At 70.7% G+C, this 23593-nt stretch carries 26 protein-coding genes; 12 read left to right on the top strand and 14 right to left on the bottom strand.

Annotation, left to right across the window (positions count from 1 at the left end; all coding sequences use genetic code 11):
• Positions 1–4: 4 nt before the first annotated feature.
• From MKL01_RS28875 to MKL01_RS28830, 10 genes are all read right to left on the bottom strand, one after another.
• On the bottom strand, positions 5–304 hold the full coding sequence (locus MKL01_RS28875; protein ID WP_243908618.1) for a hypothetical protein: 300 nt from the start codon (positions 302–304) through the stop codon (positions 5–7).
• A gap of 331 nt (positions 305–635) precedes the next feature.
• Positions 636–1880 carry a hypothetical protein gene (locus MKL01_RS28870; RefSeq protein ID WP_243908617.1) on the bottom strand — a complete coding sequence of 415 codons (1245 nt, stop codon included), beginning with the start codon at positions 1878–1880 and terminating at the stop codon, positions 636–638.
• Positions 1881–1968: 88 nt separating this feature from the next.
• Complete coding sequence (locus MKL01_RS28865; RefSeq protein ID WP_243908616.1) at positions 1969–3006, bottom strand: ABC transporter ATP-binding protein; 1038 nt, start codon at positions 3004–3006, stop codon at positions 1969–1971.
• Entirely contained in the window at positions 3003–4058 is a 1056-nt protein-coding gene (locus MKL01_RS28860) for an ABC transporter ATP-binding protein (protein WP_243908615.1), read from the bottom strand. Before MKL01_RS28860 ends, MKL01_RS28865 begins: the two co-directional genes overlap by 4 nt.
• Positions 4055–4990: an ABC transporter permease gene (locus MKL01_RS28855; protein WP_243908614.1), complete on the bottom strand. Its 936-nt coding sequence runs from the start codon at positions 4988–4990 to the stop codon at positions 4055–4057. The genes MKL01_RS28860 and MKL01_RS28855 overlap by 4 nt, the downstream gene beginning before the upstream one ends.
• Before the next feature lie 14 nt (positions 4991–5004).
• On the bottom strand, positions 5005–5958 hold the full coding sequence (locus tag MKL01_RS28850) for an ABC transporter permease (RefSeq protein WP_243908613.1): 954 nt from the start codon (positions 5956–5958) through the stop codon (positions 5005–5007).
• Between the two features lie 161 nt (positions 5959–6119).
• A complete protein-coding gene (locus tag MKL01_RS28845; RefSeq protein ID WP_243908612.1) occupies positions 6120–7742 on the bottom strand; it encodes an ABC transporter substrate-binding protein in 1623 nt (540 codons plus the stop codon).
• Between the two features lie 94 nt (positions 7743–7836).
• Entirely contained in the window at positions 7837–8217 is a 381-nt protein-coding gene (hpxZ, locus tag MKL01_RS28840; RefSeq protein ID WP_243908611.1) for an oxalurate catabolism protein HpxZ, read from the bottom strand.
• Positions 8217–9614: an AtzE family amidohydrolase gene (locus MKL01_RS28835; RefSeq protein ID WP_243908610.1), complete on the bottom strand. Its 1398-nt coding sequence runs from the start codon at positions 9612–9614 to the stop codon at positions 8217–8219. Before MKL01_RS28835 ends, hpxZ begins: the two co-directional genes overlap by 1 nt.
• On the bottom strand, positions 9611–9871 hold the full coding sequence (locus MKL01_RS28830; protein WP_409566372.1) for a DUF4089 domain-containing protein: 261 nt from the start codon (positions 9869–9871) through the stop codon (positions 9611–9613). The genes MKL01_RS28835 and MKL01_RS28830 overlap by 4 nt, the downstream gene beginning before the upstream one ends.
• 892 nt (positions 9872–10763) lie before the next feature.
• Between MKL01_RS28830 and MKL01_RS28825 the strand changes: the two genes are divergently transcribed.
• From MKL01_RS28825 to MKL01_RS28815, 3 genes are all read left to right on the top strand, one after another.
• A complete protein-coding gene (locus MKL01_RS28825) occupies positions 10764–11144 on the top strand; it encodes a DUF6481 family protein (protein WP_243908609.1) in 381 nt (126 codons plus the stop codon).
• 179 nt (positions 11145–11323) lie between these two features.
• Positions 11324–11605 carry a hypothetical protein gene (locus tag MKL01_RS28820; protein WP_243908608.1) on the top strand — a complete coding sequence of 94 codons (282 nt, stop codon included), beginning with the start codon at positions 11324–11326 and terminating at the stop codon, positions 11603–11605.
• A gap of 130 nt (positions 11606–11735) precedes the next feature.
• Positions 11736–12002: a hypothetical protein gene (locus MKL01_RS28815; protein ID WP_243908607.1), complete on the top strand. Its 267-nt coding sequence runs from the start codon at positions 11736–11738 to the stop codon at positions 12000–12002.
• 18 nt (positions 12003–12020) lie between these two features.
• On the opposite strand, the gene MKL01_RS28810 is transcribed toward MKL01_RS28815, so the two are convergent.
• The 4 genes from MKL01_RS28810 to MKL01_RS28795 form a co-directional block, all read right to left on the bottom strand.
• Positions 12021–12227, bottom strand: coding sequence for a hypothetical protein (locus tag MKL01_RS28810; RefSeq protein ID WP_243908606.1), 207 nt, complete (start codon positions 12225–12227; stop codon positions 12021–12023).
• Between the two features lie 191 nt (positions 12228–12418).
• The gene (locus MKL01_RS28805; RefSeq protein ID WP_243908605.1) at positions 12419–13084 is read right to left on the bottom strand and encodes an HAD family hydrolase; all 666 of its coding nucleotides are present in this window, start codon (positions 13082–13084) and stop codon (positions 12419–12421) included.
• 159 nt (positions 13085–13243) lie between these two features.
• Positions 13244–13648, bottom strand: a complete 405-nt coding sequence (locus MKL01_RS28800) for a DUF2934 domain-containing protein (protein WP_243908604.1) — start codon at positions 13646–13648, stop codon at positions 13244–13246.
• 109 nt (positions 13649–13757) lie between these two features.
• Positions 13758–14303, bottom strand: a complete 546-nt coding sequence (locus MKL01_RS28795; RefSeq protein WP_313901497.1) for an atp-dependent helicase — start codon at positions 14301–14303, stop codon at positions 13758–13760.
• A gap of 68 nt (positions 14304–14371) precedes the next feature.
• Between MKL01_RS28795 and MKL01_RS28790 the strand changes: the two genes are divergently transcribed.
• The 9 genes from MKL01_RS28790 (at position 14372) to MKL01_RS28750 (ending at position 23587) form a co-directional block, all read left to right on the top strand.
• Positions 14372–14938: a NifU family protein gene (locus MKL01_RS28790; RefSeq protein ID WP_243908603.1), complete on the top strand. Its 567-nt coding sequence runs from the start codon at positions 14372–14374 to the stop codon at positions 14936–14938.
• A gap of 336 nt (positions 14939–15274) precedes the next feature.
• Entirely contained in the window at positions 15275–15955 is a 681-nt protein-coding gene (gene tsaB, locus MKL01_RS28785; RefSeq protein ID WP_243908602.1) for a tRNA (adenosine(37)-N6)-threonylcarbamoyltransferase complex dimerization subunit type 1 TsaB, read from the top strand.
• A complete protein-coding gene (locus MKL01_RS28780; protein ID WP_243908601.1) occupies positions 15952–16467 on the top strand; it encodes a GNAT family N-acetyltransferase in 516 nt (171 codons plus the stop codon). The genes tsaB and MKL01_RS28780 overlap by 4 nt, the downstream gene beginning before the upstream one ends.
• A 4-nt stretch (positions 16468–16471) precedes the next feature.
• Positions 16472–17341 carry a lysophospholipid acyltransferase family protein gene (locus tag MKL01_RS28775; protein WP_243908600.1) on the top strand — a complete coding sequence of 290 codons (870 nt, stop codon included), beginning with the start codon at positions 16472–16474 and terminating at the stop codon, positions 17339–17341.
• 190 nt (positions 17342–17531) lie between these two features.
• Positions 17532–19268: an L-lactate permease gene (locus MKL01_RS28770; RefSeq protein ID WP_243908599.1), complete on the top strand. Its 1737-nt coding sequence runs from the start codon at positions 17532–17534 to the stop codon at positions 19266–19268.
• Between the two features lie 204 nt (positions 19269–19472).
• Positions 19473–20810, top strand: coding sequence for a tRNA (N6-isopentenyl adenosine(37)-C2)-methylthiotransferase MiaB (gene miaB, locus MKL01_RS28765; protein ID WP_243908598.1), 1338 nt, complete (start codon positions 19473–19475; stop codon positions 20808–20810).
• 21 nt (positions 20811–20831) lie between these two features.
• Complete coding sequence (locus MKL01_RS28760) at positions 20832–21935, top strand: PhoH family protein (RefSeq protein ID WP_409566371.1); 1104 nt, start codon at positions 20832–20834, stop codon at positions 21933–21935.
• Positions 21936–21937: 2 nt separating this feature from the next.
• Positions 21938–22417, top strand: coding sequence for an rRNA maturation RNase YbeY (ybeY, locus tag MKL01_RS28755; protein ID WP_243908597.1), 480 nt, complete (start codon positions 21938–21940; stop codon positions 22415–22417).
• A gap of 36 nt (positions 22418–22453) precedes the next feature.
• Complete coding sequence (locus MKL01_RS28750; protein WP_243908596.1) at positions 22454–23587, top strand: hemolysin family protein; 1134 nt, start codon at positions 22454–22456, stop codon at positions 23585–23587.
• Positions 23588–23593: the final 6 nt, after the last annotated feature.

Raw genomic sequence — 23593 nt, 5'->3', positions numbered from 1 at the left:
CGGCCTACGGCTCCGGAACGGGTGTCAGCGTGACGACGGTTCGGGGTCTCGCGCGCAATTCGAGGCTCCGCAGAAGCCGGGTGCCGAGCGTGATGCTCTCGCCCGGCCCGACGCGCACGACGCGCTCCCCGTCGATCCGCAGGCCGAAGGCGCCCTCGCCGGCCAAGAGCAGCAGCGGCGTCCTCCGGAACGGCGCGAGCGTCACGCGCATCCAGTCGGATCCGATCGCCAGCCGCGTCGCCGCGGGCGGATCCTCCCGCAGGGCCGGAGCCCGACAGGTCAGGCCGCCGACGAAGACCGCCATTGCGATGACGCGACGGAACCGCGAGCCCCCGCGCCGAGGCGCCCGATCGGCCATGGTCCGACGCGAAGGCGCACGCGGCGCTGCCGGACGCGGCCGATGCGGCTCGGCGTCGGCGACCGCCCACGTCCCGGGGGAAGCGGGTGACGCCGGAATCGGATTGCGGCGGACGCCCTGCGGCGCGGGCCGGGATGTGTCAGCGCCGAGGGACGCGCGCGATGCCTGGCCGGCGCCGCAGAACGGGCAGAACGGCACCGCAAGGTAATGCCCACGGCCGCAGGCCGCGCAGGACCGATCCGGTGGGGGCAGAGGTCCGGTCACGGCGACGCGGCGGTCAGTGCTCGATGGTGCCCGTCTCCGCGAAGCGCGCCAGGCGCGCGACCAGAGGCATCACCATCACCCGGTCGAGCTGCGCCAGGAGGCCGCGTCGCGCATGGGCGACGTTGGCCTCGGCCTGCTCCCGCGCCCGGCCGTGCCAGCCGGCGGGGTCGCCCTTGCAGGCGGCCCAGGCCCGTTCGATGGCGCGGAACACCTGCGGCAGGCGCTCGCACGGGTCGGCGATCACGTCGTAGTGATGGTCGATCAGGGCGCCGAAGGTGTGAAAGCCCAACTCGGAGAGCCGCGCAACCGCGCGCGGGGCACCGACCGTCACGAAGGGCAGCCCGGTGGCGGCGGCCTTCAGCGACTTCTCGGTGATGCGCTCGACGCCGCGCTCGAAGAAGTCGGTCTCCGAGATCACGGTGAGGTCGCAGCCCGCGTAGGCCTGGGTGTCCAGGGTCATGACCATGTCGGTGCCGTTGTCGGGGTCGATCCGCCGCGCCTGCCGCGGGATCCAGGTGCCGACATCGGCGAGGAGCGGGCCGAAGGCGGCCTCGATCTCCGGCGGCGCGTGGAAGACGTCGATGCCCCCCGCCTTCGGGTTGTCCGCCCCGATCCCGTGGAACGAGATCAGGCCGTCCCGGTCGAGCCCGTTGAGCTGGAACCAGCGGTAGAGCAGGACCCGGTGCCAGCGCAGGGCCGCGTTCTGGCAGAGGAACCGGGGCGGATCGGCCCTGCGCGCGAACGGCGCGTAGCCGGCGCGGTCCAGCGCGTGCTGCGGGAACAGCCGCGGGCCCGCCTCCGCGTCGAGCCACAGGGCGACCTGGAGCGGGAAGAACTCGAAGGTCCAGAAGCGCAGCCCCTCGCCGTAGAGCCGCTCGTAGTCCAGCCGCAGCCATCGGTTCTGGGAGACCAGGATGACCCGGTCGCGCGGGATGGCGCGCGCGTCGAGATTGCGGTGCAGCGCCTCGAAGGTCGGGGCATGGAGGCCCGGTCCCTCGTTCGACAGGTCGAGGAGCAGCGCCGCGCGCCCGGACCGGAGGTTCTCGGCATCCCCGGGTTCCAGCAGGTCGAGGCGTCCGCCCGTCTCGGCAAAGCCCAGGCGGACGAAGTCCAGCACCGGCAGGCAGAGCACGTGATTCGCCGCGCCCGGACGGTCCGTCACGGTGATCGCCTTGCCCATCCAGCCGAGCGCAGCCGGAAGGAAATGGCCGGCCGCGCCACGGGGGACGAGCAGGATCTCGGTGGGAACTTGACTCATCGTGACGCCCGGGCGGCCGATCCGGTCGCGGCTCGCCGCCGCGGGACCGCGCCAAGCCCGATAACGGCTCGACGCCGACCCGTCGAGGTCAGGCCGGGACCGCCTCGACGGCGCGCACCGGGGTCGGGCCGGCCCGGTAGGCCGCCGACGCCTCCTCGGTGCGCCAGCAGGCCACGCGGTGTCCGGGGCCGATCTCGGCCACCGGCGGCATCTCCCGGCGGCAACGCTCCTCCGCCAGGAAGCAGCGCGGCGCGAACGGGCAGCCCGGGGGGCGGTTCGCGAGGTCGGGCGGGCTGCCCGGGATGGTCTGGAGCCGGGAGCCCTTGGCCAGCGCCCCCTCCGCCCGGCTGCGCAGGAGGCCGATCGTGTAGGGGTGGTGCGGATTCAGCACGACCTGATGGGCGGTCCCGGTCTCGACGATCTTGCCCGCGTACATCACGGCGATCCGGTCGGCGACCTCGACGGCGGCGCCCAGATCGTGCGTGACGATGACGATCGACAGGCCGAGGTCGCGCTGCAATTCGCGCAGGAGCAGCAGCACCTGGATCTGCACCGTCGCGTCGAGCGCGGTGGTCGGCTCGTCGGCCAGCAGGACCTGCGGCCGGCAGGCGAGCGCCAGGGCGATCATGGCGCGCTGGCGCATGCCGCCCGACATCTCGTGCGGGTAGTTGTCGAGCCGCCGATCCGGGCTCGGGATGCGGACCCGTTCGAACAGCGCGAGGGCGCGCTTGCGGGCCTCGTCCCGGGAGATCGTCTCGTGGCGGTGGATCGCCTCGGTGATCTGCTGACCCACCGTGTAGACCGGGTCGAAGGCGAGCAGCGGTTCCTGGAAGATCATCGAGACGTCGCCGCCGCGGAAGTCCGCGAGCTGGCGCCGGCTGAGCGCCCGCACGTCCCGGCCGGCCGCCCGGATCTCGCCTTCGATCCGGCTGCGGCCCTCGGCGAACAGGCGCAGGATCGCCCGCAGGGTCACGCTCTTGCCGGAGCCGGATTCGCCGATCAGCGCCAGCGCCTGCCCGCGCTCGACCGTCAGATCGACGCCGTCGACGACCTGGACCTTGCCGAAGGCGACGCGCAGGTCCCTCAGGACGACGGCGGGTTCGGACGGGGAGATCGCGTCGCTCATGCCGCGAGCGCCCGGGCCGGAGCCTTGGAATGGCCGGAGCCGGGCTGCCGCGCCAGGCAGGCGACCCGGTGCAGCGGCCGGACCGGGTCGAGCGGCGGCTCGGTCTCGCCGCAGATCCCCTCCGCGAGGGCGCAGCGGGGATGAAACCGGCAGCCGGAGGGGGGATCGATCGGGTTCGGCGGATCGCCGGCCAGGAGCGCCACCTCGGTGCGGTTGTCGGGATCGAGCGAGGGCATCGAGGCCAGGAGAGCCTCGGTGTAGGGGTGGGCCGGAGCGTCCAGCACGGTATCGGAGGGTCCGATCTCGGAGACCCGGCCGAGATACATCACCATGACCCGGTCGGAGATGAAGCGCACGACGTTCAGGTCGTGGCTGATGAAGATGTAGGTCAGGCCGAACTCGGCCTTCAGGTCGAGGAGCAGGTTCAGCACCTGCGCCTCCACGGATTTGTCCAGGGCGGAGACGGCCTCGTCGAGGAGCACCAGCCGCGGCTCCAGGGCGAGCGAGCGGGCGATGTTGACCCGCTGGCGCTGCCCCCCCGAGATCTCGTGGGGGTAGCGGCCGGCGAAGCGCTTCGGCTCCAGGCCGACCCGGGCGAGCAGCGCGCGGGCGCGCTCGACCGACTCGCGGCCCGGAACGCCGTTGACCTTCGGGCCGAAGGCGATCGACTGCTCCACGGTCATGCGCGGGTTGAGCGACGCGTAGCTGTCCTGGAACACCATCTGGACCTGACGGCGGTAGGACCGCCACGGCATGGCGCGCTCGCCGACCGGCTGCCCGTCGTACAGCATCGTGCCGGAATCGCGCTCGATCAGGCCCATCAGCAGCTTGGCGGTGGTCGACTTCCCGCAGCCGGACTCGCCGACGATGCCCAGCGTCTCGCCCTTCAGGACATCGAAATCGACGCCGTCGACGGCGCGGACCACCTGCTTCCGGCCGCCGGCCTTCCGGACCGGGAAGTGCTTGACCAGGCCCGAGACCGACAGGAGCGGCTGGGCGGGGCCGCCGCGGTCGAGGGCGAACGGGTCGGGGGCGTCCAGGATGACGCTCACTGGCGAATCTCCATGGCGGCGCGAAGGCCGTCCGAAAACAGGTTGAAGGCGATCGAGACGGCGAAGATGCACACGCCCGGCAGGGCGGCGACGACCGGGTTGACGTAGATCGCGGTGCGCAGGGTGTTGAGCATCAGGCCCCATTCCGGCTCCGGCGGGCGCACGCCCAGGCCGAGGAACGAGAGGCCCGAGGCCAGGATCATCGAGACCGAGATCAGGCTGGTGGCGTAGACGAAGATCGGCCCCACGACGTTGCCGAGCACCTGCACGCGCATGATCGTCAGGGCCGAGGCGCCGGACAGTTTGGCGGCGTCGATGTAGTCGCGCTTGCGAATGCCCGTGGTGACGCTCTCGGCCACCCGGGCGATCTGGGGCACGAACACGCAGGTCAGCGACACGATCGAGTTGAAGATGCCGGCGCCGAGCGCCCCGGACAGAGCGATCGCCAGCAGGACGGACGGAAACGCGAAGAAGACGTCGATCGTGCGCATCAGGATCGTGTTGGTCCAGCCGCCGACGTAGCCGGCGAGGATGCCGATGCCGGAGCCGATCACGAAGGCGATGAGCACCGGCGTGACGCCGATGAACAGCGACAGCCGGGAGCCCAGCATCAGCCGGCTGATCATGTCGCGTCCGAGTTCGTCGGAGCCGAGCCAGTAGGTGGCATCGCCCACATGCCGGAGGCGCCGCAGCATCGAACCCTTGTAGGGGTCCATCGGGGTTATCCACGGCGCCAGGAGCGCGATGACCACCACCAGCAGGATCACCGCGCCGGCGCCCATCGCGACGGGGTCGCGGACCAGCCGGTGGCCGACATGGCCCCAGAAGCCGCGTGACGGGGCGAAGACGGCGTCGGGCGTGCGGGCGGCGTCTTCGGCGGCGAGGACCCCGCCGTCGAGGGCGACGGAGGCCGCCGTGATGGGAGCTGTCATCATCGTCCTCCGGCTCAGGCGCGCTCGATGCGCGGATCGAGGGCGGTCTGCATCACGTCGACCAGCAGGTTGAGGACCACGAAGAACATCGCCAGCACCAGGATCGAGCCCTGGAGCAAGGGCAGGTCGCGCTGGAAGATCGCGGCGTTGAGGAGGAAGCCGGTGCCCGGCCACGCGAACACGGTTTCCACCAGGATCGAGCCGCCGAGCAGGTAGCCGAGCTGGAGGCCCATGATCGCCAGCGCCGTGGGGGCGGCATTGCGCACCACGTGCTTGAAGACGCCGCGTTCGTCCATGCCCTTGGCGCGGAGCGCCTCGACGAAGTCCTGCGCCAGGATGTCGGCGACGAGCGCCCGGACGGTGCGGGCGATGATGCCGGTCGGGATCACCGACATCGTGACCGCCGGCAGGATCAGGTAGCGCAGGTGGTCGAAATCGGGCCGCCAGTTGCCGGACCCGTCGGGCCCGGCTCCGGTGGGCGGCAGCCAGCCGAGCGTGGCCGAGAACACGATCACCAGCACCATGCCGAGCCAGTAATGCGGCACGCTGACCCCGAAGACCGAGAGCGCGGAGGCCGCCCGGTCGGCGATCGAGTTGCGGTGATAGCCGGCCACGAAGCCGAACAGGGTGCCGAAGGTGAAGCCGATCACGGTCGCCACCGAGGCGAGGATCAGCGAGTTGACCACGGCGCGGCTCACTTCGCCCAGAACCGGCCGGCCGGTGGCGATCGAGACGCCGAGGTCGCCGTGCAGCACGTGCCACAGCCAGATCAGGTACTGGACCGGCAACGGCTTATCGAACCCGTAGGCCGCCCGCATCTCGTCGATGGTGGCCTGGGTCGCGTCGGCGGGCAGGACTGCGCTCAGCGGATCGCCCGGCGCGAGATGGACCAGGAGGAAGCAGACCACGCTGACCCCGAACGCCACGGGCGTCACGTAGACCAGGCGCTTGAGGATGTAGAGCAGCATTGAGGGCCCTGTCGTCGCGCATAGCGGAGGCTATTCCCCTCCCCCCTGTGGGGAGGGGTTAGGGGTGGGGGTGGTTCAGACGGCACCGCTGTGCTCAATCCTGCACGACCCCCACCTCCGGCTCCTCCCCACAAGGGGGAGGAGAGATGTGTTTCCCCCAGTTACCGCCCCGCGGTCGCGATGGTGATGTTCGAAAAATCCTGGAACCAGTTCTGTGCCTGGACGAAGCCCTTGACCTTCGGGCTCATCGCCCGCGGATTGACGTCGTGCGTGATCATCACGAACAGCGCGTCATCCACGTACTTCTCGTGGATCTTCTCAAGGACCTTGGTCTGTTCGGCCGTGTCGAACGTGTTGCGGACTTGATCGAACAACTTATCCATCGACGGATCGCAGTAGTATCCCCAGTTCGTTCCGTTCGGCGGGGCGAAGTTACACTGAAGGTGCCGGATGAAGCCGGTGAACGGGTCCTGGATGAAGTAGGAATAGTTGATCGCCGAGACGCCGCGGGAGATGTCGGCCTTGGCGCCGGCGCGCCAGATGTTGATCAGGGTGTTCCACTCGACCACCTCGTAATCGACCTGGATGCCCACGTCGGCGAGGTTCTGCTGGACGAACTCGTTCATCGGCAGCGGCTGCATCTGGCCGGAGCCCGAGGCCGAGATCGCGACCTTCAGCTTGAGGGGCTTGGCCGGGCTGTAGCCCGCCTCGGCGAGCAGCTTCTTGGCCGCCTCCGGATCGTATGTCACGTCGAAGGTGGGGTGGCCGAACCATTGATGGCCGGGCGGCATGAAGCCCTTGGCGGGGATCGCGAGGCCTCCCAGCAGCTCCTTCAGGCCGTCCCGGTCGATGGCGAGATTGGCCGCCTTGCGCACGCGGATGTCGTTCCAGGGCGAGCCCTCGACCCGCGACAGGTGCCACGTCCAGTTATGCGGGTACGCGTTCGTGACGATGGTGAACCCGGCGCCCTTCAGGGAGGCGACGGCGTCCGGGGCCGGCGCCTCGATCCAGTCGACCTGGCCGGAGCGCAGGGCCGCGACCCGGGCATTGGCCTCCGGCAGCGGCACGAGCACGAGCTTGTCGAGCTTCGGGACCCGCTTCGCGTCCCAGTACTCCTTGAACGGCACCATCTCGGCGCGCTCGCGCGGGGCGAACAGGGTCAGCTTCCACGGGCCGGTGCCGGAGGGCTGCTTGGCGAAGGCGTCCCAGGACTTGCCGAGTTTTTCCCACTGGGCCGGGGAGGACATCATGATCCAGGCGATCTGGTAGGGCAGCGTGGCGTCGGGCGCCTTGGTGGTGATCTCGACGGTGAGCGGGTCGACGACCCGGTAGCTGGCCACGGCCGGGATGCGGGTCTTGCCCTGCGCGGACTGGCGCGGATCGTATTGCGGGGCGTCGGCCTTCAGGAGCTTGTCGAGGTTCCACACGACGGCGTCGGCGGTGAAGTCGGAGCCGTCGTGGAATTTCACGCCCGGCCGCAGCTTGAAGGTCCACTTGGTCTTGTCGGCCGCGTCGACGGCCCAGCTGGTGGCGAGCCCCGGGACCAGATCCGAAGCCCGGTCGGCGCTCGAAAGATCCCAATTTATGAGGCCGTCATAGACCGTATAGCCGAGGAACCGCATGCCCTCGCCGCCATTGTCGGTCTGGCCGGTGGTCAGCGGGATGTCGGAGGCCGTCATGCCGATCCGCAGGGTCCCCTGCGCCGAGGCCACCGTGGCGGCGGAGAGCATGAGGCTGCCGGCAAGCGCCGCACGGGCGCCGAAACGTGTCAGGCGGAACAACATCGGGAGGCGTACACTCGCGTTCGTCCGGTCCTGCGGGGCCGGAATACGCTCGACAACATGCAAGCCTGCGGCCAGTCGCCTTCCGCGGCGCCGGCTAGGCGTCGATGACGCTGACATGGGCGGCCACGACCTGCCATCCCTCCGGGAAGCGGACCCAGGTCTGGCTCTGGCGACCGATCTTGCCCGGGGCGGTCTCCCGGGTGAACAGGGTCATGGCGGTGGCGAAGTCCCGGCCGTAGGTGGTGATGACCGTCTGATCCAGGGCGCGATCCAGGCCCGCCGGCGACCGAGCCCGCCGGAAGGCGCGGATCGCCTCCATGCCGTAGAGGTTCTCGCCGATGCCGTAGCGGATGGTCAGGGGATCGTCTCGGAACAGGGCCTCCAGGGTCGGGACGTCGTTGCTGGTGAGCGCAGCCTCGTAGGCCTGGAAGGCGGCCCGCATCTCGGCCACCACGGCGGGATCGTCGATCTCCATCAGGCAAGCTCCGCTACGGGCGCGGCGCACACGTCGCTCCGTTCGAGATGGTGCGCCACGCGCAGGGCCAGATCCTCGCGCCAGGGCGCGGCGATCACCTGGACCCCCAGCGGCAGCCCGGCGTCGAGCCGGACCGGCACCGCGACGACCGGAAGCCCGATGAAGGAGATCGGCTGCGTGAAGACGCCGATATTGGCCCGCACCGGCAGGGTCACGCCGTCCAGCACGAAATGGGTCTGACCCCCTTTCGGCGCGCGGCAGGGCGTGGCCGGCGCCAGGATCACGTCCACGTGCTCGAACAGGTCGAGCACCGCGTTTCGATACCAGCGGCGGAACCGTTGCGCCCGCTCCACGTGCGGCGCCGGGATCATCGCGCCGGCGATCAGGCGGTCCCGCACGGCGGGGTCGAAATCCTGTGGCCGGGCGCGGAGACGCTCCAGATGGAGCGTCGCACCCTCCGCCGCGGTGATCAGGTAGGCCGCGGCCCGCGCCCGATGCGCCTCGGGCAGTTCGACGGCGCGGCGTGCTCCGAGTGCATCCGCCACGCGGGCCACGGCCGCGAAGGCGTCCGGATCGCCGCCGCGGGCGAAGTAGCCGCCGGCCACCGCGACGCGCAGGTCGCCGACACCGGATTCGAGGAGCGGCAGGGTCGGATCCGGAGGTCGCGTCGTCGCCACGGGGTCGTCCGGATCCGGGCCCTGCATCGCGTCGTAGGCAAGGGCGAGGTCGGTCACGCTCCGGGCCATGGGTCCGAGATGGTCCAGGCTGCCGACGAAGGGGAAGCTGCCGGCTCGGGTCAGCCGGCCGTAGGTGGGCTTGAGGCCGAAACAGCCGCAGAAGGCCGACGGCACGCGGATCGAGCCGTTCGTGTCGGATCCGAGGGTGAGCGGCACCATCCCGGCGGCGAGGGCCGCCCCCGAGCCGCTGGAGGATCCGCCGGTCATGCGGTCGAGGCCGTGCGGATTGTGCGCGTCGCCGTCGTGGACGTTCTCGCCGGTGAAGTCGTAGGCGTACTCGCCCATGTTGAGGGCGCCCACCAGGATCGCCCCGGCCGCCTCCAGGCGGCGGACGAGCGCGCCGTCGCGGGCGGCCGGCGGGCGATCCCGGTTGATGGCCGAGCCGGCCCGGGTGGGCAGGCCGGCGACGTCGATCAGGTTCTTCACCGCGAACGGCACGCCGGCGAGCGGCCCCGCGCCGGCGCCGCCAGCGATCTCGGCATCGAGCCGGTCGGCCCGCTCCAAAGCCCGCGCGGCGAGCACATCCGTAAAGGCGTTGACCCGGCCGTCGAGTCGCCCGATCCGGTCGAGCGTTTCGGTCACGATGGCCCGGGCGCTGCGGCGTCCGCGCGCGACCGCATCGGCGAGCGCCGCCGCACCGGCTGGGACCGGCGCGCTCATGCCTCGAACCTCGGCGCCGCTTCGAGATCGTCCGGAAGCGGAAAGCCGCTCACCAATTCGGCTGCGGCCGCCAGGACCCGGAGATTCGCCGTGATCGCGGGCATCCATGTCGGATCGAGATGCAGATCGAGGAGCGCCGATGCGGCGGCGGCGTACAACTCCGGATCGAACGGTGATCTCTCGTCGGGCATCGCAATCCTCGGTGCGGCCGCCTCGACGACCTGGTGGCGTTCGACGAAGCAGGCCTCGTGCCGCACTTGGCGATCCGGCGCGGCACCCTGCCGCCGGAATGCCTAAAAATGCGCCAGTCGCCGGTGCGCTTCGGGTGTCTGGCAGCATCACGTCGGTCGAAGCCTGTTGCAAGGCCAGGCGCCGCGGCCGCCCGTGATGAGTCACGCGGGGCGACAGGACGCTATCCGATGCGTCTCCGCGCGGCAGGGCGGTCCGGACGGGATGGGGGGAGCCCCAAGGATGCGGTCCGACGATCCATCGAGGAGCGGATCCGCACCGCGTCGGCCGGTGATCGGCACGATCCGCTCGGCCGAGCGGGCGAACGGGCGAACGGCGGGGGATCGAGCGGAGACAGCAAAGATCGTCGATTTGTTCGAGGTGCAAGTCTGGGTTGTTGTCGTCGCAAGCATCGGAGCCGAATGCAACAGGTCGGCGCCAGGCGTGCGTCCGCCGGCGTGGGCCGGACGTCATCGATTGTAGTCGTGCCGCCACGTCCGGATGGTGATGCACCTACGCCGAAACCTTGCGGTGTCCGCTTGGGCGCCCCATTTCTGCCTGGCATCAGGACAGGGTGTCCGCCATCCCGCACCGCGCTTCGGCGGCTTGCATGTCCGCCCGGTTGAGGTTTTTCGGCATCGCCGGGTGAAACTCTTACAGAGATGACTTGGTTTGTCGCTCGCCGCTGTGCCTTCGCGTGCCGCGGCGATTGCATGTAGGCCGGAGCTGCGGGTATGGGCTTCCCGAAATTCTGAACTTGGTCCGACCCGAGCGCTCCGGCGTGGTCCGAGCGCTCGGGTCGGACCATCGGTTTCATCGATGGATTCGTTTGGTTCCGAAGCCCGGGGACGGAACCAGGAGACGCCGACGGTGCTCGGATGTCTCCGCGAGATGCTCACCCACGCAACTGAGAAAGGTCAGATGAGCGCATTCGACTACAGGAATTTCGACGATCGCCGTCAGAACTCCCAGAGTGCCAAGGCCGCTTTGCTGGCCAAGTTCAAGGCCAGACCGCCGGCCGATGATCCGGAGGTGATCGCCAAAGCGAAGGCGCGCGCCGAAATCGCCAAGGCGCGCGAGGAGCGCACGCGCGAGCGCGAAGCGTCCCGGGTGGCCGCCGAGCGGAAGGCCGCGGAGGAGAAGCGTCAGCGCGAGGAGGCCGAGCTCGCGGCTCAGCTCGCCCGCGAAGCCGCCGAACTCGCCGCCGCCCAGGAACGCAAGTCCGCCGAACTGGAAGCCAAGAAGGCGCAGCGCGATGCGCGCTACGCCGCGCGGAAGGCTAAGGTCAAAACCAAGCGCTGAGCGCTGGACCGGACGCCACGCAGGTTCGAGGAGTGAACGACGCCCGCCGGTCCGGCGGGCGTCTTCGTTTGTGGACACCTGAGACGCGCCGCGGAGTCGGCAACCGGGAGGCGCGACGCGGCGTTGAGAGCCGCCGTCGCGCGTCAACCCTGTCCGCGCGGTCCGCCCCTGAGGACGCGATGCTCCCCCGAACGATTCTGGCGCTGTTGCCCGCGGCGCTGTGGGCCGGTTCCGCCCTGGCCGAGGACGCCACCACCGTGACGGCCTGCGAGACCCTGCTCGCCGCCCGCCGGCTCGACGCAGCCGCCGGATCGGACCGGCCGGCCGAGCCCGAGGCCGGCTGCCGCCGGCTTCCGCGGAGTCAGGTCGGATCCGTGGAGCAGCGGGCGATGATCGGGGGCGCGCCCTACGAATGCATGACCGTCACCGGATCGGGCCGGTGTCTCTGGATCGTTCCCTGACGGGGGTTCCGTGCGTGGTCCCGATTATCAACCAGCAGTTTGACGAAGCTTCGCGGCCGATCGCGATGTATTATGTCCACATCCCGATCAGTGAAGGCCGCGCTTCCGAATGCCGAATTGCCGAGCGAGGATGCGGTTTACCGCTTTGGTGTCGTGGGGGGCATTGACCGGGTTGATGCTCGCCTGCGGTCCGGCGCGGGCCGAGCCGCCGATCCTCAGCCCGGAGGACGCGGCCTGCCGCCTGGAGGCACGCGCCAAGGTCTTCACCACCCCGAACCCCCGCGGGCTGGAACTCGAGCAGATCGGCCGCCAGATCTACTACGCCTGCATGAGCAGGCTCGGTCAGGCGGACAACCGCAGAACAAAACACCGGCGGCGGCATAAGCGACGGCACTGACGGGACGTCAGGTGACCGTTAGGCGTCGAGCGGTGCGCCGATCCGGGCCCGGAGCTGAAGGCGAAGGACCGCGTCGCCCCCCTCGGCCTCCAGGGCCGCCATCAGTCGCAGCAGCTGGCTGAGCGGGGTCGACCGGCTCCCGATGGCCTCGGCGATCTGCTCCGGGAGCGGCTTCGCATCGGGAACGAAGCGCGGCGCCGGGGCGGCGGAGTGAGTCTGGGGCATACGAGGCACCGCGTCCTTCGAAAGGATCCAGATTGGCGGCCGGGTCGCTACGCCTTTCATCCAGTTCGCACCAGTCCCTTCGGCCAAATTGCGTAGCCGGCATCGCGCTCCGTCACCGTCCTGCAACAATCGACCGGAAATCTGTGGACGAAGACCGCCGCTTTCCGGACGTTGTCCACGATCCCCCCGGGTCACCCGTCCGCCAGGGGCGAGCGCTCGAAACCGTCGAGCAGATCCTGCGGATCGCGGTAGATCGCGATGCATCCAGCAGCGGATAGGTCGGCTTCCGGAAAGCCGCCGCAGAGCAGCCCGATGGTGCGCAGGCCCGCTTTGCTGGCCGCCTCCGCATCGTAGGGTGTATCGCCGATCACATGGACGGTATCGTCCGGTCCGCGCGCCAGCTTCTTCAGCGCCGCCTCGAAGATGTCGGGATGCGGCTTTGAGCGGTCCGCATCGTCCGAACTGGTGGCCACGTCGACGAGATCGCCGATGTCCAGGATTTCCGTGTAGCGCTCGACCTCGGCGCGCTTGCCCGACGAGGCGAGCGCGATCTTCAGACCCGCCGCCCGGAGATGCTCGAACAGCGGCCGGACACCCGGAAACGGCCGCACCTCCGGCAGGTATCTCCGCTTGAACAGGTCCGAACGATAGGACTCGATCGCCTTGCCTTCGCGCTCGATCCGCTCTTGCGGCAGGAAGACCGGCATCAACTCGTCGCCGCCCTTGCCGATCTGAGCGCGCACGTCGGCCTCCTTCGTCTCCACGCCGAAATGCGCGAAGGCTTCCACCCAGGCCCGGGCATGCAGGTCGACGCTGTCGAGCAGCGTTCCGTCGATATCGAAGATCGCGGCGCGCATCGCAGCCCCATCGCGGTGCCCTGCGCCCGCTTCCACGGCAGTCAACCGGGCGATGACCGGCCTGTTCCGTCGTATCCCCCGGACGGAACGGCAGAAGCCCGCCCCTGGGGAGGGAGCGGGCTTCTGGATAGCCTCCAGAGGCGCGTGAGCGCCGTCGGGTCAGTGCATCGAAGCGGGCGACCGGGCCGGCTTCGTGGCGGCCTTGGCGGCGAGACCGGCGGTCACTGCGGTCTTGGAGGCCCGCACCGTCTTCGGCGCGGCCGGCTTTGCGGGGACCTTGGCAGCGCTCTTGGCACCGCCCTTGGCGGCAACCTTGGCGGCGACCTCGGCCGGCTTGGCCGCGGCCGCGGCGACCGGGGCCTTCTGAGCCGCAGCCTTGGAGACGGCCTTCACGGCCGATTTCGGAGCCGGTGCCTTCACGGTCTCGCCGGCCACCAGCGCGGCGTTGGCGCGGAGCTCGGACTCGGCGCGGAGCCAATGCGCGGCGGCCCGTCCGTGGATCCGTCCCTCGTTCTCCCAGATGTAATAGGCGCACTCGCGCACATTCTGCTCGCTGATCTGCATGCCATCGATCTCCTGTCCGTCCCGCCCTGGACGATCGGGGGACAGGGTTAAGAGCCAGTTAACCGCGCCGCGGGGGCCTCGGACCCATCGGACCGCCGGTGCTTCCGCCCTACTCGGAGATGCCCAGGACGCGACGCGCCTCGGTGAGCAGCACCGCGTGCCGTGCCGCTCCCGGACCCGCATCCGGCGCCTCGCGGCCGGCTCTGGCGATGAGTTCCTGAAAGCGTCGCCGGTCCAGGGCACGGGCACCGATGCTCGCCAGGACGGCGCTCAATACGATCCGGACCGCCTCGGTGCGCTCGTCGGCCATCGCCACGGCGTCCGCGTCGCGATCGGGGAGTGGCGAAGACGCCTCGGCCCGCACGGTATCCAGTTCCGCCGCGAGGCGCCGCTCGGCCTGCCAAGCCTGGTCGTGCTGGTGCGTGCGCAGGGCGAGCAACACCTTCAGGGATGCGGCCTCCTCCCGCGCCGCTTCGAGCCTGGCCTGGGTCTCGCGCAGGTCATTCAGCAACCCTTGCGCGAGAGTCTGATCCCCCGTCACATCCACCGCCGGCTCCTCTGGCATCGCGATCGCGTCCGTCCTGTCGCGCCGTCCGGCGAATGTCCACTCCGCCGAAGCGGCGCCCAGGTTGAGAAAATCCGGTGGGCGGTCCACATGGGATACGGCGCTCCAGGGCGCCTGTCCCGGCCGGCCTTGAACCGGCGCAGCGGAGTTTGCCCAACATGTTCATCCAGACAGAAGCCACGCCGAACCCGGCGACCCTGAAGTTCCTGCCCGGACGGGTCGTCCTCCCCGAGACGACCTTCGAGGCCCGGGACGCCGAGGCGGCCGCCCGCTCGCCCCTGGCCTCGGCGCTGTTCGCCGTTCCGGGCGTGGCCGGCGTCTACTTCGGGCACGACTTCATCTCGGTCACGAAAGCTGAGGACGGGTCCGAGTGGCCGCAGGTCAAGCCCGCCGTCCTCGGCGCGATCATGGAGCATTTCCAGTCCGGCGCGCCCGTGATGGCCGAAGGCGACCACGACGCGGTCGAGCCCGGCGACGAGTTCTACGACGAGGCCGACCACGATACGGTGGTGACGATCAAGGATCTGCTCGAGACACGCGTCCGTCCCGCCGTCGCGGGCGACGGCGGCGACATCACCTTCCGCGGATACAAGGAAGGGGTGGTCTATCTGGAGATGAAGGGCGCGTGCTCGGGCTGCCCGTCCTCCACCGCCACCCTCCGGCACGGCGTGCAGAACCTGTTCAAGCACTTCCTGCCCGAGATCCGCGAAGTCCAGGCGATCTGACGGTTCCCGACCGCCGGCATTCCGGATCGGTTCGATGAAGGGCGGCACGGCCCGTCGGCCCCGTGCCGCCCGTGAGACCGGCTGAGAGGCCGCGCCGGTGGGATCAACGCGCCGACGCGGTCCGCCGCTTTCGCAACGCGGTCCGCGCCGCCTGAGCCTCGCCGCAAGCCGCGCTTGCGAATCGGCGCAAGCCGGCAACACTTCCCGATCGATGGTCGCGTCGGCGCGCCTGCGGCACTGACGGAGCGGCTCTTTTGCTCTATCGGTCGAGACTCTTCGCGTCCTCCGAGGATGCAGGGAGGCGATGGCCGGTCCTGACCGGCAACGGGAGTGGGCGTGCGTATCCTTGCCATCGACACAGCGCTGGACACCTGCGCCGCCTGCGTCATGGCGGAAGGGTCCGAGGCGCCGCTCTCCGCCGAGGCGCTCCCGATGGCGCGCGGGCATGCCGAATCCCTGCTGCCGCTGATCGAGCGGGTCATGGCCCGGGTCGAGGGCGGCTTCGCGGCGCTCGATCGCGTCGCCGTCACCGTTGGGCCGGGCAGCTACACGGGACTGCGCGTCGGCCTGTCGGCCGCCCGGGCCATCGGGCTCTGCACCGGCACGCCCGTGGTCGGCGTCGGCACCCTTTCGGCGCTGCTGGCACCCCTCCTCGCCGAGACCGTCGAAGGCTCGATCGCCGCGGCGATCGATGCACGGCACGGCGCGATCTATGTCCACGCACTCAACCCGGGCGGCGACGGCATCCCGCCGGCTCATCTCCCCATCGAGGAGGCGGCCGAACGCTTGGCGGGGAGCGGTCCCATGCTGCTCGCCGGCTCGGGGGCGCCCGCGCTGGCGGCCGCGCTGGCCGAGCGCGGCGTGAGCGCCCGCGTCACCGGCGTGACCGGACCGGACATCGCGTCCGTCGCGTCCCTCGGGCTGCTGGCCGATCCGGAGCAGGCGCTGCCGCGGCCCCTCTACCTGCGCGGCCCCGATGCGCGGCCGCAGGACCATGCGCGGATCGCCCGGCGATGACGCGACCGATCCCCTTCTGGCCGTTCGACTGGTGGGTCGCCTGGTGGGAGGCGCTGACCCCCGCCCCCTACGTGGCGCCGCTGACCGACGCGTCGCAGGCCCCGGCCCTCGCGCGCCTGCACGCCACCGCCTTTGCGCGGCCCTGGGAGACGCATGAATTCGAGCGGCTGCTGTGCGAGCGCTCGACGCAGGCCCACGGATTGTGGCGGGCCGGCGCGCTCCAGGGCTTCGTGCTCTCGCGGCGGGCCGCCGACGAGGCCGAGATCCTGACGGTCGTCCTGTCCCCGACCCTCCGCGGCGGCGGCCACAGCCGGAATCTGCTCCGCGAGCACCTGTCGAACCTGGCGTTCGCCGGCGTCGCCCGGGTGCATCTGGAGGTCGACGAGGGCAATGCCCCGGCCCTTCGGCTCTACGCGCGTCACGGCTTCCGGCAGGTGGGCGCGCGCACCGGCTACTACCTCAAGGCCGACGGCAGCCGGGCGACCGCGCTGACGATGAGCGCCGACCTCTAGCGCCGTGAGCCGCTTCGGCATCGCCTGGCGCGTCGCGGCCCTGGCCCTCGCCTTCGCGGTCCTCGGGCCGCCGCAATGGCTCGCCCTGCGGCTCCGCGGGCTCCCTGCGGGTCGCGCGCCGGTCCTGTTCCACCGCGTGTTCCTGCGCCTGTTCGCGGTGCGGGTGACGCAGAGCGGGACGCCGCCCGGGCCCGGCGAGGGCGCCCTGGTCCTCGCCAACCACGTGTCCTGGCTCGACATCGTGGCGATCGGCTCGCTGTGCCCGCTCTCCTTCGTGGCGAAGTCCGAGATCGCCGGCTGGCCGGTGATCAGTCTGCTCGCGGGGCTGCAGCGCACGATCTACATCGACCGGCAGCGGCGCCGGGCCACCGCCACGGTCAGCACCGCCATGGGCCATCGCCTCGCCGAGGGCGAGCTCGTGGTGCTGTTCGCCGAGGGCACCACCGGCGACGGCACGCGCCTCCTGCCGTTCCGCTCCTCCCTGGTCGGCGCCGCCCGCGCCGCCCTGCAGGCCGAGGCCGGGCGAGGCCGGGTGCGTCTGCAGCCGCTGGCGATCGCCTATCCCCGGCGCAACGGCCTGCCGGTCACGCGCGCCGAGCGCGCCGAGATCGCCTGGTACGGCGACATGGACCTGGCCCCGCACCTCGCGGGCTTCGTTCAGGGCGGACCGATCGACGTTCACGTGGCCTGGGGGACGCCGATCGCCTTCGAGGCGACCACAGACCGCAAGGTCGCGACGGCCGCCGCGGAGGCCGAGGTGCGCAGGGCCCTGCGCGACATCCGCGCCGGCCGCGGGGCGAACCGGCCCGCGGCCGATGCGCGACCCGAGGCGGCCGATCTCGGCCTGCACGGCCCCGAGATCGCGACCGTCTGACCCGCAAGTCCGACGCGTCCGGCCGGCAGGTTCGCCGGGCCGCCCTCCGGGGTCCCGTTGGCGCGCCCCCGACACAAGATCAACCGCAGAAATGAGGCCTGGAATACATGATGCAATGCATTGAGCGGGCCGAATCTCTCTGCTAGCTAGGCCACAACCCGTATCAGGCGGGACTTGTGGAGGACGTCCGTTGCAAACCTGGAATCAGGTTTACGATCCGTTCGGGAGCCCCTGGCTCTCGACGATCGCCGCCTCAGTGCCGGTCATCGCACTGCTCGCCATGATCGCCAGCGGGCGCGTGAAGGCCCATATCGCGGCCGTCATCGCCCTCGGCCTCGCCATGCTGGTCGCCATCGTGGGCTTCGGCATGCCGACGGGTCTCGCCACCCGGGCGGCGATCCTCGGCATGGTAACGGGCTTCTTCCCGATCGGCTGGATCATCCTCAACGTCATCTTCCTCTACCGGCTCACGGTGGAGAAGGGCTGGTTCGCCATCCTTCAGCAATCGGTGGCCGGCATCACGTCCGACCGGCGCCTGCAGCTGCTGCTGGTCGCCTTCGCGTTCGGCGCGTTCTTCGAGGGCGCCGGCGGGTTCGGCACGCCGGTGGCCGTCACGGGCGCGATCCTGATCGGCCTCGGCTTCTCGCCGCTGGCGGCGTCCGGCCTGTCGCTGATCGCCAACACCGCGCCCGTGGCCTTCGGGGCCCTCGGCGCACCGATCCAGGGCCTCGCCTCGGTGACCGGCTACCCGCCCGAGATCCTGGGCGCCATGATCGGCCGGCAGCTGCCGCTGTTCTCGCTGATCGTGCCGTTCTGGCTGATCTGGGTGTTCGCGGGCTTCCGCGGGATGATCCGGGTGTGGCCGCCGATCCTGGTCTGCGGTGCCTCCTTCGCGGTGGCGCAGTTCCTGATCTCGAACTACGTCAACCCGTGGATCGTCGATATCGGCGCCTCGCTCGCGTCGATGCTGGCCCTCGTCCTGTTCCTGAAGGTCTGGCAGCCCAGCGAGATCTGGACCTCCCCGGCCCTGCGCGGGCACGATCCGTCGCTGGCCGTAGCGGGTCCGCGGCCGGTGGCGCTCGGCGCCGGCATCCCCGGCGCCCCCCCGGTCCACACCGGTGCGCGCACGGCCTCGCAGGGCGAGATTCTGATGGCCTGGCTGCCGTGGATCGTCCTGTCGGTGATCGTGGCGATCTGGGGGACCGGCTGGTTCAAGGGCATCGTCAACCCGCTCTTCACCTGGAAGTACGAGGTGCCGGGCCTGCACAACGTGATCATGAAGGTGCCGCCGGTGGTGCCGAAGCCGGCGCCCGAGGGCGCGGTCTTCCTGTTCACCTACATGTCGTTCACCGGGACGGGCGTGCTGATCGCCGCGATCATCTCGGGCCTGATCATGCGCTTCTCGCCGGTGCGCCTCGTGACGGCCTACTTCGAGACGATCTGGGCGCTGCGCTACTCGCTCGTGACCATCGCGGCGATGCTCGCGCTGGGCGTGCTCACCCGCTACGCGGGCGTCGACGCCACGCTCGGCCTCGCCTTCGCGGGGACCGGCATCCTCTACCCGTTCTTCGGGACGCTGCTCGGCTGGCTCGGGGTCGCGTTGACCGGGTCGGACACGGCCTCGAACGTGCTGTTCGGCGGCCTGCAGCGGATCACCTCGGAGCAGCTCGGCCTTCCGGGCGTGCTGATGGCGGCGGCGAACTCGTCGGGCGGCGTGATGGGCAAGATGATCGACGCCCAGTCGATCGTCGTCGCCTCGACGGCCACCGGCTATTTCGGCCAGGAAGGCAAGATCCTGCGCTTCGTCTTCTGGCACTCGATCGCGCTCGCCTGCCTGGTCGGGCTGTTCGTCATGCTGCAGGCCTACGTGCCGTTCTTCCACCAGATGATCATCGACGTCCCCGCGGCCGCACCGGCCGCCCACTGAGAGCCGGCGGCCGCGGCCGCATCGGAGCAGCCCGCCGGGGCGGAGGTCGGTTCCGGCCCCCGCCCCGGCGGCCATCACGTTCGCACCGGCGGTGCCGGGCTGGCGGGCGCCGCGACGGACCGCGCGATCCGTGCTACAGCGACCGGGCCGCCTGCCCCCCGGGGCGGAGGCGAGTTCGAGCGGGCGGGTTCGGGACGGCGTGTGTTGAAGAAGGCCTTCGTCAAATCCTACGGCTGCCAGATGAACGCCTACGACGCGGCCCGGATGGCCGACGTCCTGGGCGCCGAGGGCTACGCGGCCACCGATTCGCCCGAGGACGCCGACATCGTCGTCCTCAACACCTGCCACATCCGCGAGAAGGCCGCCGAGAAGGTCTATTCCGAACTCGGCCGCCTACGCGTCCTCAAGGGCGCGCGGCAGGCGCAGGGGCTCGATACGCGGATCGTCGTGGCGGGCTGCGTCGCCCAGGCCGAGGGCGCAGAGATCCAGGCCCGCCAGCCCGCGGTCGACGTGGTCGTCGGCCCGCAGAGCTATCACCGCCTGCCCGACCTCCTCGCCCGGTCCCGCGAGCGGCGCGTCGTCGACACCGAATTCCCGGTCGAGGACAAGTTCGACCATCTGCCCCGGCGGCGGACGCCCGGGTCCGCCGCCTTCCTCACCGTGCAGGAGGGGTGCGACAAGTTCTGCGCCTTCTGCGTCGTGCCGTATACCCGCGGGGCCGAGGTCTCGCGGCCCGTGGCCGCCGTGCTGGCCGAAGCTCAGGCGCTCGCCGACGCGGGGGTGCGCGAGATCACGCTCATCGGCCAGAACGTCAACGCCTATCACGGGGCGGGCGACGACGGCGCGCCGGTCGGCCTCGCGGAGCTGGTGCGCCTCGTGGCGCGGATCCCCGGGATCGCGCGGATCCGCTACACGACCAGCCACCCGAACGACTTCGACGACGCGCTGATCCGGGCCCATGCCGAGATCCCGGCGCTGATGCCGTACCTGCATCTGCCGGTGCAGTCGGGCTCGGACCGCATCCTGGGTGCCATGAACCGGAAGCACACCGGCGACCAGTACCGGCGCCTGATCGAGCGCGTCCGCCGGGCGCGGCCGGACATCGCCCTCTCCTCCGATTTCATCGTAGGATTCCCCGGTGAGACCGACGCGGATTTCGCCGACACCCTGCGGCTCGTGCGCGAGATCGGCTTCCAGAGCGCCTTCTCGTTCAAGTACAGCCCCCGACCCGGCACCCCGGCGGCGGACCGTGCGGACCCCGTGCCGGAAACCGTGATGGCGGCCCGGCTCGCCGAGCTCCAGGCGCTCCTCGACAGCCAGCGCTACGCCTATCAGCGGGCAGCCGAGGGCCGGGTCTTCGACGTGCTCGTCGAGAAGCCCGGGCGGCATCCGGGTCAGGTGGCGGGCAAGACGCCGCACCTGCTCGCCGTCCAGTTCGACGCCGCACCACACCATATCGGTTCCGTGGTCTCCGTGCGGATCCAGCGGGCGGGCACCAACAGCCTGTTCGGGCAGCTCGTGTCGGAGGCCGCGGCGGCGTGAGAGGATGACGAGGATGACGGCTTGAGCGCATCGGACGGGGTGGGCGCGCGCGGCGCCCTGAAGGGTCGCGGACCGGTGCGGCCGACCGGATCGGACGCGGCGGTCGAGGTGCCGCTGACCTTCGACGACAACCGCCTCGCCAGCCTCGTCTTCGGCCAGTACGATCAGAACGTCGCCCATATCGAGCGGCGGCTGGACGTCACCGCCACCGCACTGGGCAACCACCTCGTCATCAAGGGGCCGCCCGATGCGGCCGAGAAGGCGCGGCGGGTGTTTCAGAAGCTCTACGCCCGGGTCCATACCGGCGGCAGCACGTTGACGCTGGGCGACGTGGACGGCGCCATCCGCGAGGCCTCGGCCCAGGCGACCCTGTTCCCGGCGGAGGCGATCACCGCCGAGGCCGACAAGCCCCATTTCGAGCAGATCGCCACGCGCCGCCGCGGTGCCGTGCGGGCCCGCAACCCGGCACAGGACGCCTACATCAAGCTCCTGCGCACCAACGAGCTGGTCTTCGCCGAGGGTCCGGCCGGGACCGGCAAGACCTGGCTCGCCGTCGGCCACGCCGTGTCGCTTCTGGAACAGGGCCATGCCGAGCGGCTGATCCTGTCGCGCCCGGCCGTCGAGGCCGGGGAGCGCCTGGGCTTCCTGCCGGGCGACATGCGCGACAAGGTCGATCCGTACCTGCGCCCGATCTACGACGCGCTCTACGATTTCATGGAGGCGCGCCACGTCGACCGCGGCCTGCAGACCGGCACGATCGAGATCGCGCCCCTGGCCTTCATGCGCGGGCGGACCCTGACCAACGCCGTAGTGCTCCTCGACGAGGCGCAGAACACGACCTCCATGCAGATGAAGATGTTCCTCACCCGCCTGGGCGAGGGCTCGCGCATGATCATCACGGGCGATCCGAGCCAGATCGACCTGCCGCCGGGACAGAAATCCGGTCTCGTCGAGGCCGTGAAGGTGCTGGACGGGGTCGAGGGGATCGGCCACGTCCGGTTCAAGGATGTCGACGTGGTGCGCCACGACCTCGTGCGCCGGATCGTCACCGCCTACGAGCACGCCGCCCACGGCGACAGCGAGGCCGACCGCAATCCGAATCCCCGGCGCCGGCCGCTGGCTTGAGCATGCCGCACGAGATCGACCTCGCCGTCGAGGACGCGCGCTGGGAAACGGCGATCCCGGATCTCGAAGCGCGCGTCGCGCGGGCCGTCGAGGCCGGCCTCGCCGTCGCCCCCGAGATGCCGGACGGCCCCGTCGAGGTCAGCGTCCTGCTGACGGACGACGCCGCCGTCCACGCCCTCAACCGGACCTGGCGCGGCAAGGACAAGCCCACGAACGTCTTGTCCTTCCCGGCCGCCCCGCAGCCGCGCCATGCGAATGTCGCGACGCCGCTCGGCGACGTGGTCCTTGCTTACGAGACCTTGGTGCGCGAGAGTGCGGAGCAGTCGAAGCCGCTCCAGAATCACCTCGCGCACCTCCTCGTCCATGGCATCCTGCATTGTCTCGGTCAGGACCACGAGATCGGCGAGACCGAGGCCGACGCCATGGAAGCCCTCGAGGTCGCGGCTCTCGCGACACTCGGCATTCCAGATCCCTACGCCTGAGCGCGCGACGCCCGATCGACCCCAGACCCGAGAGACATGAGCAACGATCGAAGTCGCGGCGCGGCCCTGGCCGCGCCCAGTTCCAACGAGGGTGAGTCCCAGAATCGGGAGCCCTGGTACGACCGCCTCCTCCAGGCGCTCCACCTCAAGCCGCGCGATTCCCTGCGCGAAGGTCTGGAGGAGGCGCTCGCAGAGCCGGATGCCGGCGAGAGCGGCCTCACCCCGCTCGAGCGCGTCATGCTCAAGAATGTCCTCGGCCTGCACAAGGTGCGCGTCGACGACGTGATGGTCCCCCGGGCCGACATCGTCGCCGTGTCCAACGAGACCAGCCTCGGCGACCTGCTCAAGCTGTTCCGCACCGCGGGCCATTCGCGCCTGCCGGTCTACGGCGAGACGCTCGACGATCCCCGCGGCATGGTCCACATCCGCGATCTCGTGGATCACATCGCCGCCAAGGCCGAGCCGGCCCGGCGCAGCGCGCCCGCGCCCGTAAAGGCCGCCGAACCGGCCATCGACGGGGCAGCCGACACAGTCGTCCCCGCGCGGGTGCGCCGCCCGGCGACGCGCCTGCCCCGCGGGCTGGACCTCGGCAAGGTCGACCTGACCACCACCCTGGCGGCCACGCGCATCCAGCGCCCGGTGCTCTTCGTCCCGCCCTCCATGCCGGCGATCGACCTGCTCGTGCGGATGCAGGCGACGCGGACCCACATGGCCCTGGTGATCGACGAGTATGGCGGCACCGACGGGCTGATCTCCATCGAGGATCTCATCGAGGTGGTGGTCGGCGATATCGAGGACGAGCACGACGTCACCGAGGACAAGCACGTCCAGCGCGTCGACGGCGAGGGCGAGGTCTTCGTGGCCGATGCGCGCACGCCCCTCGCCGAGGTCTCCGAGGCGACCGGCGTCGACCTGGTTGCCGCGGTGGGCGAGATGGCCGAGGAGATCGACACCCTGGGCGGGATGATCGTGACGCTGGCCGGCCGCGTGCCCTCGCGGGGCGAATTGATCGCCGGTCCGGGCAACCTGGAATTCGAAGTGCTCGACGCCGATCCGCGGCGGCTGAAGCGGCTGCGCTTCCACAAGGGCGCGGCGCGGATCGGCAACGTGGTGCCGCTGGCCCTGCCCCCGCCCTCAAGCCCACCGGTCGCCGAGACACCGCACCCGTGACGGGGC

It is taken from the genome of Methylobacterium sp. J-070, from assembly GCF_022829385.1.
GTDB lineage: Bacteria > Pseudomonadota > Alphaproteobacteria > Rhizobiales > Beijerinckiaceae > Methylobacterium.
The sequence above is the reverse complement of the archived record's forward strand: the minus strand, read 5'-3'. Positions and strand labels throughout refer to the sequence as shown.